The sequence below is a fragment of the Halorubrum ejinorense genome (genome assembly GCF_039522565.1).
GTDB classification, from domain to species: domain Archaea; phylum Halobacteriota; class Halobacteria; order Halobacteriales; family Haloferacaceae; genus Halorubrum; species Halorubrum ejinorense.
In genome coordinates, this window is the sequence record NZ_BAAADQ010000001.1 from 256,346 (window position 1) to 269,164 (window position 12,819).

Below are 12,819 nucleotides of genomic sequence, written 5' to 3' on the forward strand. Positions count from 1 at the left end.
ACGCCACGAACGCGAACCCCTCCCGAGTCGGGGAGGCGGGCGGAAACGAGACCGCTTAGAGGCGTTTAGCGCGGTCAAGCGGACCGGAAATCAGCTGACGGTCGCCCACCGGGAACTCCGACGAGACGCCCGTCACCGGTTCCGGCCTCGGGTCAGATCGACCGCTCGAACCCGTCCGCGGCTCGGACGACGAGCCGACCGTCGGGACCGAACCGAACCGTTCGCCCGACCGTGTCGCCCACGTCGCTGGCGACGATCGGGATGTCCGCCGCGTCGAGCACTTCGCCGACCCGCTCGACGTTTCGGGGACCGACCGCGTCGGTGAGATCGAGCATCTCGGCGCCGCCGGCGACGCGCGCCTTCAGCCGCCTCGGCTCCGCGCCGGCGTCGTCGAGCGCGCCGATCAGCGAGTCGACCCCGGTGTCGACGTACTTCCCGGGACGCGAGACCGCAGTTGTCTGTCCCTGACCCGTGGGGAGCATGGCGTGAAGGAGCCCGCGGACGCCCGCTCGCTCGTCGACGAGCGCGACCGCGACACAGGAGCCGAGCCCGCTCGTCGTCAGGGTCGCGTCGTCGCTCGTGATCGCGAGTTCGCCAACGCCCACCTTGATCCGACCGCGATCGTCGCCCGCCGGCCCGCCGGTGACGGCGGTCGGCTCCGCGTCGGTCACCGCGCTCCCGCCGCTCGTTGTTCCCTCCGACGGGTCGTCCGGTCGGTCGTCGGAGATCGGGTGGGTCACGACTCCGAGAGTCTATCGAGCGCGCGGGCCAGTTCGCGCTCGTCGGGGAGCGCGTACACGTCACACCGTGCCTGAATGCCCTCGGTCCGGATCGCGGTGTCGATCACGAACCCGTAGTCCTGCCGCTCGCTCAGCTTCGCGACCAGGGGGCTGATCGTCGACGCGCCGATGTCGTGGACGAACTCGGGCGGCGAGTGGGTAATGGTCGTGCCGAGCACGTTCGCCCAGCCGTCGATGAACCCGCTCGTCATCACGTTTCCGAGTTCACAGAGCGCGTTCTCGGCCATCTCCCCGAGCGGCTCGTCCGTCTCCATCGGGAGCATCGCGTCGGCGACGGCCGCCGCCGAGGACTCCTCGAAGAGGATGGCGAGGTAGCCGCTCGGCTCCCCCTGGAGCTCGAACACCGTCCCCGCGTGCGGTTCGGTGCCGACCTCCGCGGGCACGTCGGCGAGCGGGACGAACCGGAGCCGGCTCACGTCGACGCTCGTCTCCAGCCCGGTCATCATCGCGATGTTGTCGGCGGCGTTCGCCGACCCGCGCTTCGCCAGCGACGAGAACGTCGACAGCGAGTCGTAGGGTACCGCCGTGCTGGCGGTGCCGTCGTTGGACGCCGCGCCGGGCGCGTCGCCGGCCGCCGCGGCGGGCGCCGTCTTGCCGACGATGAGGTCGCGGAACGGGCCCGAGTCGGGCAGCATGTAGATGGAGAAGTCGAGGTCCGTCGTCGTCGCGTCGAGCCGGCTCTCGAAGAGGAACACGCCGTCACCGGCGAGCGCGCCGTCCGGCAGTACCGCCGCGCCGTCGGCCTCGAAGTACCGCGGTGGAGACATGTCTATCGCCGCGCCGAGGTAGTTCGCCCAGCCGTCGAGGAAGCCGCCGAGCGCGATGTTGCCGACCTCCGTCACCGCGCTCCGCTCCATCGACTGACCGCCGGGGAGCAGCGAGAGCAGGGCGTCGGCGTTGACGGCGTCGAACGCGAGGACCGCCTCGCCGTCTAACCCGCCGCGGAGCCCGACGCTCACGCCGATGGACTCCCGGCCCGCGAACGACTCCGCGAGGTCCTCGCCGCTGGCGACGCTCGCGCCCGTCACCTCGACGGCCAGATCCGTCCCGGTGAGGTCCGAGAGCGCCCCGGCGGCTTGTTTCGCCCCCTGTTCCGCGAGACGGTTACAGGCGCCGAGCGCGCGGACGTCGACCCGCATTATACCGCCGAACCGATGGCGTCGAGCACGTTTGGTTTCTGGAACGGCTTCGTGATGTATCCCTCCGCGCCCGCCTTAATCGCCGCCTTCATCTTCTCCTCCTGCCCGACGCTGGTACACATGATCACCGTCGCGTCGGGGTTCTCCTCTAAGATCTCCGTCGTCGCCTCGATCCCGTCGCGGATCGGCATCACGATGTCCATCATCACGAGGTCCGGCCCGTGTTCTTCGTACATGTTGACCGCTTCGACGCCGTTTTCAGCCTCTCCGACGATCTCGAACTCCCCTTCGAGGATCTCCCGGAGGAGGTTCCGCATGAACTCCGAGTCGTCGGCGATGAGCACCCGCGTAGCCATTGTTATCTCAAGGGGGGTACAGCGACCACTTAATCGCTCCCCCGCGGTTCTCACGGTTGAGAACTCACGGACGGAGCGCGGGAACTGCCGCGCGCTCGAAGCGACGGTCGCGCCCGGTCGTCTCGGGCGCCGAGAAGTGTTCGCGGCGGCCACGCCGCGGAGGTGTCACACCCAGTGGCCGAGGAGATGGACGGCGCCGACGAGGACCGTGCCGCCGAAGGCTTCACGGGTGCCGAACGGGAGCGGAATCATCCCCACGTCGTCGGCCGAATCGTCCGCGGGAGCGTCGCCGCCCGTCGTGTCGTCCGATCCTCCCTCGCCGTCGGAGTCCTGTGTCGAGTTCGACTCGCCGTCCGAGCCCGATCCGGAGCCGTCCCCGTCGCGCGAGTCGGAGCCCGCGCCGTCGTCGGTCCCGTTTCCGCTCACGTCCGTACCGTTTCCGCTGCCGCCGGTATCGGTCCCGTTGTCCGTGCCATCGGAAGCCTCGCCCTCGTCGTCATCGAGCGTCGTCTTCGCCGGATCGGCCTCGACGACGAGGGTCCCGTTGTGGGTGTCGTCGTCGAGGCTGAGCGTGAACGGATAGGTTCCGGGGTCGAGGTCGGCCGTCACGGAGCCGAAGTCGAACGTTCGGGACTCGTTCGGCGCGAGGCGCACCCCCCACGAGCCGGTCGCGCTACCGTTGGCGACGCCGAGGGTGAGTTCCCCCTCCCCGGCGAGCCCGCCCGTGTTGCGTGCGGTGACCCGGATCGACGAGAGGTTCCGGTCCTCGGTGACCGTGACGTTCTCCGGGGCGTCGTCGATCACCAACCGGTCCGGGTTGTCGGTGTCGCCGACGACCACGACCGTCCGGCTGTCCCGGAGCGTGGACCCCTCGTGTAGCTCGTAGTTCAGACGGGTCCCGGGCGACACGCCGTCGAGGCCGGCGTCGATCGTGAAGTTACCGTTCGAGATCTCGAGCGGCGACTCGGTGCGGAAGGGGGCGTCGGACGCGTCGTTCACGAGCGTCGCCGACAGCTCCCGCACCGGCAGCAGCGACGTCGTCCCCGTGATGCGTCCGTCCTCGGCCGCGACGAGTAGCTCGCCGTCGTCGGTGACGGCGTCGTACCGGAGGTACCGTTCCGCGACGGTGAACGTCGCCTCGGCGCGCACCGTGCTATCGGCCGTCTCCCAGTACGGGAACTGAGCGGCGTCACCGGGTCCTGACGTTGGATTGAAGGCCGCCGGCGGCTCCCTATCGTCCGCGAATGCGTACCGCTTGCCTTCCGTCCCCTCCAGCGCGAACTCGACGGCGAACTCGTCGCCCGGCTCGGGCGGCTCGGTGAAGTGGTCGCCGTCGCTCGTGTCGATCACGAGATAGAAGCGACCGGGGGCGTCGGGAGTCTCCAGCTCAGTCGCGTCTGCGATGAAGAGCCTGACATCCTCGGGGTCAGCGCGCGAGATGTCGAGCTCCGCCGCCGGTTGGTTCCGGCCGGGGTTCGTCTCTCTGACCCGGAGCGACACGCCCTCGTCGGCCGAGAGGAGATCGTCTAGAACGTCGGGGTCCACCTCCTGGCCCGGCTCCAGTTCCTCCTCGGCGAAGTGCGACAGCGCGCCCCAGATTCCGGTCGACTCGAACCCGAGGACGACCCGGTTCCCCTTCGTCACCGCAGTGCGGTCGAGGCCGTTCTCTCGGAGGGCCGAGAGCGATTCGGTCTCGGATTCCTCGTCGAGGGCGCTCGGGTCGATGCTGGTGAACACCTCGACGTCGTCGTGGAGCGTCGGCTTCTCTAACACGAGGTCCGCCTGGTCCGCGACCTCGGTCGGCGTCACCACGCCCGAATCGTCCACGACGAACGTCCCGTTGGTGATCGCGAGCCGGTAGCGCTGCGGGACGAGCGGGCGAGCGAGTCCGCCGGCGCCGGTCGCGCTCGAGAGTTCGGAGAGGTTCTCGGCGACGAGGTTCCCGTTCTCGTCGCGGAACTCCAAGTCACAGGTCGTGTTCGCGCAGCTTTCCACGTTGGTCGCGTCGGTCCCGATGGTCCGCGTGTTGATCGTCGTCGTCGTCTGGCCGTCGAGTTTGATCACGTCCACGAACCCGACCGACTGGCCCGTGTCGGTGAGTCGGTTCCCACCGATGAGCAGGTATGCCGGCCCGTCGGGGTTTGCGTGCCGAATCTCGACCTGATCGCCCGCGGTGGCGGTGTACGTCTCACGGGAGAATCCGCCGCTGATCTCCGGACGCTCCGCCGGGCCGGCCGAGCCGACCGCCTCGACCGCGACGGGTCCCGTCGACCCCGCGGCGGCCGAAGGAGACGCGAGGGGAGACAGCCCAGCCGCGGCCGGAGCGGTCGCGGCGACGCCGGCGAGCGCGACGAGAAGGGTGAGTCCGATCACCGCGACCTGAAACGTCGACAGCCCGAACGTGGGACCGAATCGAGAGCGCTCGGCGGGGCCGGCCGTTCCGTCGCCGGCGGTCGAGGTTGGGCGTCCGGAGTGCGTGTCGGTCGCGTCGTCGTGTTCCATCGTCATGTGGAGGTGTTCACGGGGGCGGACCGAGAGACGGCCCGCGGTCTGTTGACGAGGACTCCGCGGGTCACCGACTAAAGCGTACCCACCCGATTATCAGGGCCTGTAACGAGAGCGCGGCGAATCGGACCTTTGCGAGAGAATCGCCCGACGTGAGCGGGTCCCTCGGTCCGAAGAATTAAGCCCTACCGGAGCCCGAATCACGGCAGTATGCCATCGTGTCCCCGCTGTGACGCACCGGTCGACGACGACTCGCGGTACTGCGCGCAGTGTGGCGCCCCGCAGACGGAGGACGCGGCGGAGGAGTTAGACGAGTACGTCCAGCGGCAGGCGGAGCAGGTCGCGGGGTCCGGCGGCGGCGGATCGGACGGGGGTGGCTCGGGCGGGAGCGACGCGTTCCCCTCCATGGAGGAGCTCTCGGACCGCGAGCAGCTCTGGCGGCGAGGGTCGTACGTCCTCGGATACGGGACGGTCGTCGTCGCGCTCACGCGGGTCCCGGCCGCGGAGTCGTGGCCGCTGATCCTCGGCGGAATCGCTATCCTGCCGCCGATCCGGCGGCTCACCGCGGAGCCGCTCGGTAGCCCGCTGAAGCGCGAGGTGATGGCGGGAATCTACGCGGTGTTCGCGCTGATCGGTATCGCGCTGTTCGCGCTGTTGGGGTAGCGGGCGAGTCTCTCCCTGTGGTCACTCGATCCTGAACCCGCCCGCGTCCTCGGCGGCGCGAACCAGGTCGCCGATGCTGTCGCTCGCCGAGAGTCCCTGACTCGCCGCGAAGCGTTTTATCATCACCGGCGGGATGTCGACGGTCGTCTCGGAGGCGGCCAGCAGGAGGCCGATCGCTTCCGGGGTCGGCGAGTTCGGTCCGGCGTTCGACGCGAACCACGAGATGAGCGTGTCGAACGTCGCCGTTACGTCGTTCGACACCATCCGCTGTCGGGTGGTGTCACCGTTCGCGTGGAGGGTCGCGTCGATGCCGTAATCGAACCCGTCGCCGTCGAAGGAGTTCGCCAGCCACCGGCTCACCGACTGTCTGTCGAGCGTCTCGGCAGGGGCCCCCGTCCGATCGCGCGGCGCTCCCTGACCGGCGTTGGGCGGAGGCTGCCCACCGCCGACCGGTTGTCCGCCGGAGCGCTGCCCGCCGCCCGGCTGCCCCCGTTCGCCGACGCCGGGACCGGCGGCGCTCGCCCGCGGGTCGTCGCCCGCGGGTCGTCGCTCCGAGGCGTTGGTCGGGTCAGCGGCAGTGAAGCCGGAGTCGTCCGCGGGCGGCGCGCGCTGCTGCCCGCGAGACCGGCCGACGTTGGGCCGGCCGTTCGTTCCGACGACGTAGCGACCGTCTCCGATCTCGACGACGTTCTCATCGTCGGTGAAGTCGAGCTCGTCGGGGTCGGCCGGCAGCGCCTCCGAGTCGGTCGCCGGCTCGTCGTGGTCACTCATGGGTCGTGGTAGCGCGCGCCGTAAAATAGGTGTTGCGGGCGGCCGAGCCGCCGCGAACTGGTTACTGCGCCGTCTGACTCGTCAGAGCCGGACCGCCGCGCCTTCGTTGCTGAACAGGTCAGGAGCAGTCAGTTCGACAGATGTCGTCGCGCCGGACGGCGAAACTATGTCGAGCGACGAGGAGTCGCTTTCGCCGAATGCGGTGGTACCGTCACCGAAGGGTTCGTTGTTCGGGTTGAACACAATGGTGAACGAGTTACTCGAGTTGAGAACTGCCGAGGAGGAGTCGACAAAGCTCCCGGTACTGTTCTCAACCGCGAAGTAACCAGAGTCGATATTGCTAGCGCTCCCAATTCCACTTCCATCCTGATCGAACGTAAGCGTTTCTTGACCATTGGGCCCAACTGCTTGAATAGTCGTCTTGTTCAGGTCAATCTGATCAGCACCCGCAGCACCTGAGACACCAACACGGATGGCGGTGAGATTTTGGGGGTTACCGTTAGAAGTACCCGAGCCCTCAACGATGCCAACCGTGCTCGTCACATCGATCCGTTCAGAAACGAGGTCTGTACTTTCCTGGCCCGTTGCTTCTGCCTGTGACTGAAGGAATCCGGCCGTGTTGATCAGGACGCCGGCCGCGATAGCCGCCACCAGCACCATCGCGATAAACACGATGAGGGTCCCGATCCCCACTTGACCCCGGTCCTCGTTGTTAGTGATAAATTCGAACATTATTACAGCCTCACCGAGTCCTGATCGCTCGTAAGCGTCGTCGGGACGCGGATTTCTTTCGTCGTCGACGCGCCAGATGCCGTTGTGAAGGTGACAGTCAACCGTTCACCGGAACTAAGTTCGTTGTAGTTACTGAAGTCACCGGGCTCAGAGAAGTTCAGGTGAATCGCGGCACGGTCACTGTTGTCCGTGAGGACACCATTGTCGACGTCGAGAACGCTCTCAATATTGGCCTCAAGACTGTCGAGCTGTGTGCTGTTCTGACCCTGCTCACCGATGACCTGAACGGTCGTCTCCTTTAGATCGACCAGCCCCGCGCCGGGAGCCTTCGCGACCACAAACGTGACATTGTCGATTACGTATTCATTACTGACTTCAGTCACGTTCCCGGAGGAACTCACGACCTGAAGCCGGTCGCTCACCTGACTCGTACTTTCTTCGCCCGTTGCTTCCGCCTGCGTCTGGAGGAACCCGGCCGTGTTGATCAGCACGCCGGCGGCGATCGCCGCCACCAGCACCATCGCGATGAACACGATGAGGGTGCCGATCCCCACTTGACCGCGTTGTTCCTCGTCCGTGATTGTCTCGAACATTGGTTGTTTGCGTCGGCCCCCGGCCTGCCCGGCGGGCGTTATCGTTGAAAATGAGGATTTCCTACTTAAGATCACTTGCCCGGTTATCCAAACTGATAAACTCTCCTCGTCTTGCGATTTTTGCTCTATTTTCGGTTCTATAGTTACAGAAAATATCAACGATATTCTCGCTACGATACCAGATCTGGATCTGCCACCGATCGGCGGCGACGGTCCCGAGGATAGCGGATCGGTCGAGGACACGAACAGGCGGCCGGGGCGGACGGGGCTGACAGACAGGAGAGAACGCGAGGCCCTCGCGGTTTCGAGGCGCGTCAGTACTCGCGTTCGCGCGCCTGTGAGTTAGTCCGCTCGGGTCGGGCGTTCGACGCGGACCGGTCGCTGTCGTCGTCCGCGGTCACCAGCCGATCGAGGCGTCGCTCGAACTCCGCGTCCGTGAGCTCGCCCTCCACGTAGCGGTGCTTGAGGCGCTCGATCGGGGACTCAGGGGACGCGCCGGCGTCGGCGGCCCGGGAACACTCGCGGTCCGCCGCAATCCGATCCGCGAGGTAGCCGCCGAGCGCTCCGCTGCCGACGACGTACGCCGCGCCGAAGAGCGTGAGCGCGAGAACACCGACGGTCGCCGCGGGCGACACGGAGGCGGCGACCCAGACCGCGAAGAACGTCAGCGGCAGCGACAACAGCGCGACGAGCGCCCCCGTCACGGCACCGATCCGCGGGCCGCACGGCGCCGGGGACTCGTCGGTCCAAGTTGCCACACCCCCGCCGACCGCGGGTGCGATCAACCCGACGAACGGCAGGACGCTCACGAGCACCGTGACGCCGGCGCCGACGCCGGCACGCGCGGCGAGGTCCGAGAGGCGGGCGATCGTCGACCGGTCGCCGCGGGCGTCGGCGGCGGTCATCGTCGCGGTCCCCGTGGGTCGACGGAGTCAGTTCGACGGCACGGCCGTGGAGTCGAGCGCGCGCTCGCGCCCACAACGCGAACTCGACAGGTATCTGTCATCGCTATCGATAGGGAAGCCGAAAGCAAAAGCGCGTCGGGGAGGGAGGGAGCAACGCCTCGTTCACCGGGTCGCGGGGTCGGGGGAACGGGGAATCTGACGGCAGGGGCCCGAGCGCACGTCCCTGTTCACAGCGCACATCTCTGTTCACAGCGCGCATCCCTGTTCGTTCACAGCGCGCATCCCTGTTCACCGATCACGCAGGCGCGACAGCTCCGACTCGGGAATCACGAACTCCTGCGTGCCGGGCTCGTAGACGGCGAGGCTCCCGGCGACGAGCGCCATCGACGCCGCCATCAGTCCGGTGTTGACGAGGAGAAGCGCCTCGGCGTTGGCGAAGCCGGTTCGGAAGGCGGCCGCGGGGGTCCCGACCGCCGCGACGACGACGAGTCCGAAGCCGACCGCCAGGTACGCCATCGCCGTGCGTCCGGACGACCGGTACGCCGCGATCGCGAACGCGACGAGCGTCGCGCTCGCGCCGGCTAGCACGGTGGTCGTCATCAGATACAACCCCTCGATCATCTCCATACGCAACCTGGTCGGACTTCGATAATAAACCCACGGTGGCGGGTATCAGCGGCGATAACACGACGCCAGACGGGAGCGTAGGCAGCGGTCTCACGGCACCGGGAACGGCCGACGGGAGGGAAGACGGCAGTGTCGCCATCACCGGTATTCTTTTAACCGGCGGAAATCAATCTCGATAACGTGAATGGTGGGGGACGACCTGATTACCGTACTCGGTAACAAATACAACACGGACATCCTGACGGCGACGGGCGACGCGATGTCGGCCCAGGACCTCAGCGACCAGTTGGACGTCCCGATCGCGACGTGTTACCGACGGATCAACGAGTTGGAGGAGGCGGATCTCCTCGAGTTACACGACCGCCCGCTCTCGGACGAACACCGGCGCGTGAAGGTGTACCGCCGGAAGGTCGACGGGGTCGAGGTCGACTTCCGTGACGGGCTCACGGTCGAAGTGGAAGAACGGTCGGCGGTGAAAAACCGGCTCGACGACGTGTGGCGCGACCTCTCCTCGCGAGAGTGAGCGTCCCCGGCGGCGGTCGGTGCGGACCGCGACCGACCGGGGCGACGCGCTCGCGGACTCGGATCGGTCCGCGATTCAAAAGGACGGCTGGTCGTCGGAGCCGCCCATCATCGAGAACCCGCCCGCGCGCTCGTGGACGGTGATCCCTCCCTGTCCGATCTCCATCGGGAAGATGTCGGTGTCGATGTCCTGTTTCCGCATCTTCGCGACCCAGACGTAGCGGTTGACCCCCGAGTCGGTCGGCGTCTGAATGAAGTAGATGTTGCCGTCGGTGAGGAAGTTCTCCAGTCCGACCTCGGTGTCGGGGAAGACGGCGCCCTGCTCGTTGATGAGCAGCGAGGTGAGCCCGTTCGCCTTGAGGATGTCCGAGAACTTGAGCAGGTACGTCCGCTTCTCTTGTTCGGCGTCGAAGAACAGCTGGAACATCGACAGCGAGTCGAGGACGAGGCGGTCGAAATCGCCGTCTTCGATCGTGTCCAGCAGTCGGTCGACCGCCGTCGAGAAGTCGGTCTCGCGGAGCATCTCGCGTTTGTCGAGGATGACGATGTCGCCGTCGTCGACCATCTCGTCGAACCCGTCGAAGCCGACGGACTCGGCCGCGCCGCGGATGTCCGCTTCGTCCTCCTCGAAGGAGACGTACACGCCGCGCTCGTCGTGTTCGGAGACGCCGTGGTGGAGATACTGAATCCCGAAGATGCTCTTGCCGGTACCCGGGTTGCCGGAGACGAGGACCGTCGACCGCTCGGTGATGCCGCCGGTGAGAATGGAGTCGAGCCCCTCGACCCCGGTGGAGACGAGTTCTGACATTCGTCTTCCCTTTGGCGGTCGGAGTATATAAAAGACGGTTGAGCTCGTCGGACGGAGCGACGGCGACAGTTTTATCTCTCGACACGCCGCCCGTTCGTGTATGTCCGGTGAAGCGTGTCCCGTCGTCCACGAGGGTGATCGGCGGTGAGCGACTCGTCGATACTCGTCGTCGAGGACGAGCCCGACATCGCGGCGCTGTACGCCGGCTTCCTCCGAGAGGCGTACGACGTCGACGTCGCCGAGACCGCCGCCGAGGCGATAGACCGGGTCGACGCCGCCGTCGACGTGGTGCTCCTCGATCGCCGGCTTCCGGACGGGAGCGGCGACGACGTCTTAGAACACATCCGCGGGGAGAAGTACGACTGCCGCGTGGCGATGGTCACCGCGGTCGAGCCCGACTTCGACATCATCGACATGGGGTTCGACCTGTACCTCACCAAGCCGGTGAGCCGCTCGAAGCTGCTCGCGGCCATCGAAACCCTCCTGACGCGCAGCGAGTACGACGACCTCATTCAGGAGGCCGCCGCGCTCGCGAGCAAACGCGCGGTGCTGAGCTCGCAGAAGCCGGCCGCACAGCGCGAGGGCAACGAGGCGTACGCCGAACTCGTCGAGCGGTTGGAGGATTTGGACGCCGACATCGACGACCTCGGCGAGTCGCTCTCGACCGACGACTACCGCGCGATGTTCCGCGACCTCGGCGAGGCCTGACGCGACGCCGATCGCCTCGGCGCAGTTCTCCTACTCCCGTTTCGATCGCTTCCGCTCGGCGGCGACTTAGTCGGCGTGTGGTCGGCCGCGGCGACGCTTGAGAACCCGCTAGCAAGGACGCAGTTCAAGTGATCGGAACCCCGAGTCGGATCATGATCAACGTTACCGAGCGCCGAGGGGCGCTGCTCTCGGCTGCGGCCGGCGCGGCCGCGGTCGCGGGCTCGTACCTCGCCACCGGCTGGACCCCGTCGTTCGTCGTCAGGCCGGTCGACCAGGCCGTCGTCAACCTGACGCCGGGCCCGATCGTGACGTTCGCGATCGAGACCCTCGGCGAGACGGGACACCTGATCCACATCGCTATCGCCGTCGCCGCCGTCGTCGCGCTGTTCGGCGCGGTCGCGTTCGCGGGGCTCCGGGTCGCCACGCGTACCGATAGCCGGAGAGTCGGCGCCGCGGTCGCCGGGGGTGGCTCATGGCTCCTCGCCGCGGGGCTGACAGGGGTCTCGCTCGGCGCGCTGGGCGCGGGTCTTCCCGCCGCGGCGGTGGTCGGGATCGGCTGGCTGCCCCGGTCCGCCACGCCGACCGGAGGTGACACCGGCACCGCGAGGGACGCGCCGGCCGTCGTCGACGCGGTGCGTCGCCGGACCCTCGGGGTCGTCGCCGGAGCGCTCGGCTTCGTCGCCGCGACGGCGGTGGGACGACGAGCGCTCGCGTCGGGCGACGGCCCGCTCCCCGACGCCCCGCGGTCGGAGGGCGCGGCCGCGCGGCTCCAGGAGCTCGACGCGGGGTCGCTGGCGTTCGAGAGTGAGGATCTCCACGGGATGGTGACGCCGATCGGGGAGTTCTACAACGTCGACATCGCGGAGTTCGACCCGGAGGTGACCGCGAGCGAGTGGTCGCTGACGTTCACCGGAGAGACCGGCAGCGACCGCACCGTCGCCTTCGACGAGCTGATCGACCGCCCGGTCGAACACCGGGCGATAACGCTGCGGTGCGTCGGCGAGGACCTCAACGGCCGCAAGCTGGACAACGCCGTCTGGACGGGGACGCCGATCCGGCCGCTGCTGGAGTCCGTCGACCCGCAGGGCGACTGTAACTGCGCCATGCTGCGCGGCGAGGACGGCTACTACGTCCAGTTCCCGGTCGACGTGCTCGCCCAGGGGTTCCTCGCGTGGGGGATGAACGGCAAGGAGCTCCCCTCCGGCCACGGCCACCCGGTTCGGGTGCTGATCCCGGGCCACTGGGGGGAGACGAACGTGAAGTGGCTCTCGGAGATCGAGCTCCTGAACGTCGAGGAGGACGGCTACTGGGAGGAGCGCGGCTGGGAGGGGACCGGCGAAGTGAAGACGGTCGCCAAGCTCTGGGACGAGGGAGTCACCGAGCTCGGCGACGGCCGGATCGAGCTCGCCGGCCACGCCTACGCCGGGACCCGCGGGATCGAGCGCGTCGAGGTCTCGACCGACGGCGGCGAGACGTGGACCGACGCCGACCTCTCCGAGGCGCTCCCGGACGACGACGTCTGGCGGCAGTGGCGCCACGTCTTCGAGGCCGACGGGGAACGCGAGGTCGTCGTTCGCGCGGTCGACGGCGAGGGAACGCTCCAGACGCGAGAAGAGTCCGGCTCCGTCCCGAGCGGTGCGTCGGGATGGGTTCGGCGGACGGTCGGCTGACGGGGCCGCGTGGTCCCGTG

At 67.8% G+C, this 12,819-nt stretch carries 14 protein-coding genes; 4 read left to right on the forward strand and 10 right to left on the reverse strand.

Annotated elements, in window-relative coordinates; translation table 11 throughout:
- Positions 1-152: 152 nt before the first annotated feature.
- The 4 genes from ABDZ89_RS01370 to ABDZ89_RS01385 all read right to left on the reverse strand — a co-directional run bounded on the left by ABDZ89_RS01370 (position 153) and on the right by ABDZ89_RS01385 (position 4,803).
- Entirely contained in the window at positions 153-740 is a 588-nt protein-coding gene (locus ABDZ89_RS01370) for a chemotaxis protein CheD (RefSeq protein WP_343775920.1), read from the reverse strand.
- Positions 737-1,939 (reverse strand): chemotaxis protein CheC, encoded by a 1,203-nt coding sequence (locus ABDZ89_RS01375; protein WP_343775922.1) that lies wholly within the window; start codon positions 1,937-1,939, stop codon positions 737-739. The genes ABDZ89_RS01370 and ABDZ89_RS01375 overlap by 4 nt, the downstream gene beginning before the upstream one ends.
- Positions 1,939-2,295, reverse strand: coding sequence for a chemotaxis protein CheY (cheY, locus tag ABDZ89_RS01380; protein ID WP_004597560.1), 357 nt, complete (start codon positions 2,293-2,295; stop codon positions 1,939-1,941). Before cheY ends, ABDZ89_RS01375 begins: the two co-directional genes overlap by 1 nt.
- Positions 2,296-2,460: 165 nt before the next feature.
- Positions 2,461-4,803 (reverse strand): BGTF surface domain-containing protein, encoded by a 2,343-nt coding sequence (locus ABDZ89_RS01385; protein WP_343775926.1) that lies wholly within the window; start codon positions 4,801-4,803, stop codon positions 2,461-2,463.
- A gap of 207 nt (positions 4,804-5,010) precedes the next feature.
- Here ABDZ89_RS01385 and ABDZ89_RS01390 point away from each other — a divergent pair, with 207 nt between their 5' ends.
- Positions 5,011-5,463, forward strand: a complete 453-nt coding sequence (locus ABDZ89_RS01390) for a zinc ribbon domain-containing protein (RefSeq protein WP_343775929.1) — start codon at positions 5,011-5,013, stop codon at positions 5,461-5,463.
- Between the two features lie 21 nt (positions 5,464-5,484).
- Here ABDZ89_RS01390 and ABDZ89_RS01395 read toward each other — a convergent pair whose 3' ends face one another.
- The 5 genes from ABDZ89_RS01395 to ABDZ89_RS01415 all read right to left on the reverse strand — a co-directional run bounded on the left by ABDZ89_RS01395 (position 5,485) and on the right by ABDZ89_RS01415 (position 9,091).
- The gene (locus tag ABDZ89_RS01395) at positions 5,485-6,234 is read right to left on the reverse strand and encodes a DUF7500 family protein (RefSeq protein ID WP_343775932.1); all 750 of its coding nucleotides are present in this window, start codon (positions 6,232-6,234) and stop codon (positions 5,485-5,487) included.
- An 81-nt stretch (positions 6,235-6,315) separates the two neighbouring features.
- Complete coding sequence (locus tag ABDZ89_RS01400) at positions 6,316-6,966, reverse strand: archaellin/type IV pilin N-terminal domain-containing protein (RefSeq protein ID WP_343775935.1); 651 nt, start codon at positions 6,964-6,966, stop codon at positions 6,316-6,318.
- A 2-nt stretch (positions 6,967-6,968) separates the two neighbouring features.
- Positions 6,969-7,559 (reverse strand): archaellin/type IV pilin N-terminal domain-containing protein, encoded by a 591-nt coding sequence (locus tag ABDZ89_RS01405; RefSeq protein ID WP_343775938.1) that lies wholly within the window; start codon positions 7,557-7,559, stop codon positions 6,969-6,971.
- 314 nt (positions 7,560-7,873) lie between these two features.
- Positions 7,874-8,464: an SHOCT domain-containing protein gene (locus tag ABDZ89_RS01410; RefSeq protein ID WP_343775940.1), complete on the reverse strand. Its 591-nt coding sequence runs from the start codon at positions 8,462-8,464 to the stop codon at positions 7,874-7,876.
- Positions 8,465-8,752: 288 nt separating this feature from the next.
- Entirely contained in the window at positions 8,753-9,091 is a 339-nt protein-coding gene (locus ABDZ89_RS01415) for a hypothetical protein (protein ID WP_343775943.1), read from the reverse strand.
- Positions 9,092-9,275: 184 nt separating this feature from the next.
- Between ABDZ89_RS01415 and ABDZ89_RS01420 the strand changes: the two genes are divergently transcribed.
- Complete coding sequence (locus ABDZ89_RS01420; RefSeq protein WP_343775946.1) at positions 9,276-9,614, forward strand: helix-turn-helix domain-containing protein; 339 nt, start codon at positions 9,276-9,278, stop codon at positions 9,612-9,614.
- A 75-nt stretch (positions 9,615-9,689) separates the two neighbouring features.
- Here the strand turns inward: ABDZ89_RS01420 and ABDZ89_RS01425 are convergent, their stop codons facing one another.
- A complete protein-coding gene (locus ABDZ89_RS01425; protein WP_343775948.1) occupies positions 9,690-10,421 on the reverse strand; it encodes an RAD55 family ATPase in 732 nt (243 codons plus the stop codon).
- Positions 10,422-10,565: 144 nt separating this feature from the next.
- Here ABDZ89_RS01425 and ABDZ89_RS01430 point away from each other — a divergent pair, with 144 nt between their 5' ends.
- On the forward strand, positions 10,566-11,129 hold the full coding sequence (locus ABDZ89_RS01430) for a HalX domain-containing protein (protein ID WP_343775951.1): 564 nt from the start codon (positions 10,566-10,568) through the stop codon (positions 11,127-11,129).
- A 152-nt stretch (positions 11,130-11,281) separates the two neighbouring features.
- Complete coding sequence (locus tag ABDZ89_RS01435) at positions 11,282-12,799, forward strand: molybdopterin-dependent oxidoreductase (protein WP_343775954.1); 1,518 nt, start codon at positions 11,282-11,284, stop codon at positions 12,797-12,799.
- The last annotated feature ends 20 nt before the right edge of the window (positions 12,800-12,819 follow it).

Coding starts and splice junctions, on each gene's coding strand:
- ABDZ89_RS01375 (WP_343775922.1), bottom strand. CDS start 1,939: ATGCGGGTCGACGTCCGCGCGCTCGGCGCCTGTAACCGTCTCGCGGAA.
- ABDZ89_RS01390 (WP_343775929.1), top strand. CDS start 5,011: ATGCCATCGTGTCCCCGCTGTGACGCACCGGTCGACGACGACTCGCGG.
- ABDZ89_RS01395 (WP_343775932.1), bottom strand. CDS start 6,234: ATGAGTGACCACGACGAGCCGGCGACCGACTCGGAGGCGCTGCCGGCC.
- ABDZ89_RS01400 (WP_343775935.1), bottom strand. CDS start 6,966: ATGTTCGAATTTATCACTAACAACGAGGACCGGGGTCAAGTGGGGATC.
- ABDZ89_RS01385 (WP_343775926.1), bottom strand. CDS start 4,803: ATGACGATGGAACACGACGACGCGACCGACACGCACTCCGGACGCCCA.
- ABDZ89_RS01435 (WP_343775954.1), top strand. CDS start 11,282: ATGATCAACGTTACCGAGCGCCGAGGGGCGCTGCTCTCGGCTGCGGCC.
- ABDZ89_RS01415 (WP_343775943.1), bottom strand. CDS start 9,091: ATGGAGATGATCGAGGGGTTGTATCTGATGACGACCACCGTGCTAGCC.
- ABDZ89_RS01420 (WP_343775946.1), top strand. CDS start 9,276: ATGGTGGGGGACGACCTGATTACCGTACTCGGTAACAAATACAACACG.
- ABDZ89_RS01405 (WP_343775938.1), bottom strand. CDS start 7,559: ATGTTCGAGACAATCACGGACGAGGAACAACGCGGTCAAGTGGGGATC.
- ABDZ89_RS01410 (WP_343775940.1), bottom strand. CDS start 8,464: ATGACCGCCGCCGACGCCCGCGGCGACCGGTCGACGATCGCCCGCCTC.
- cheY (WP_004597560.1), bottom strand. CDS start 2,295: ATGGCTACGCGGGTGCTCATCGCCGACGACTCGGAGTTCATGCGGAAC.
- ABDZ89_RS01425 (WP_343775948.1), bottom strand. CDS start 10,421: ATGTCAGAACTCGTCTCCACCGGGGTCGAGGGGCTCGACTCCATTCTC.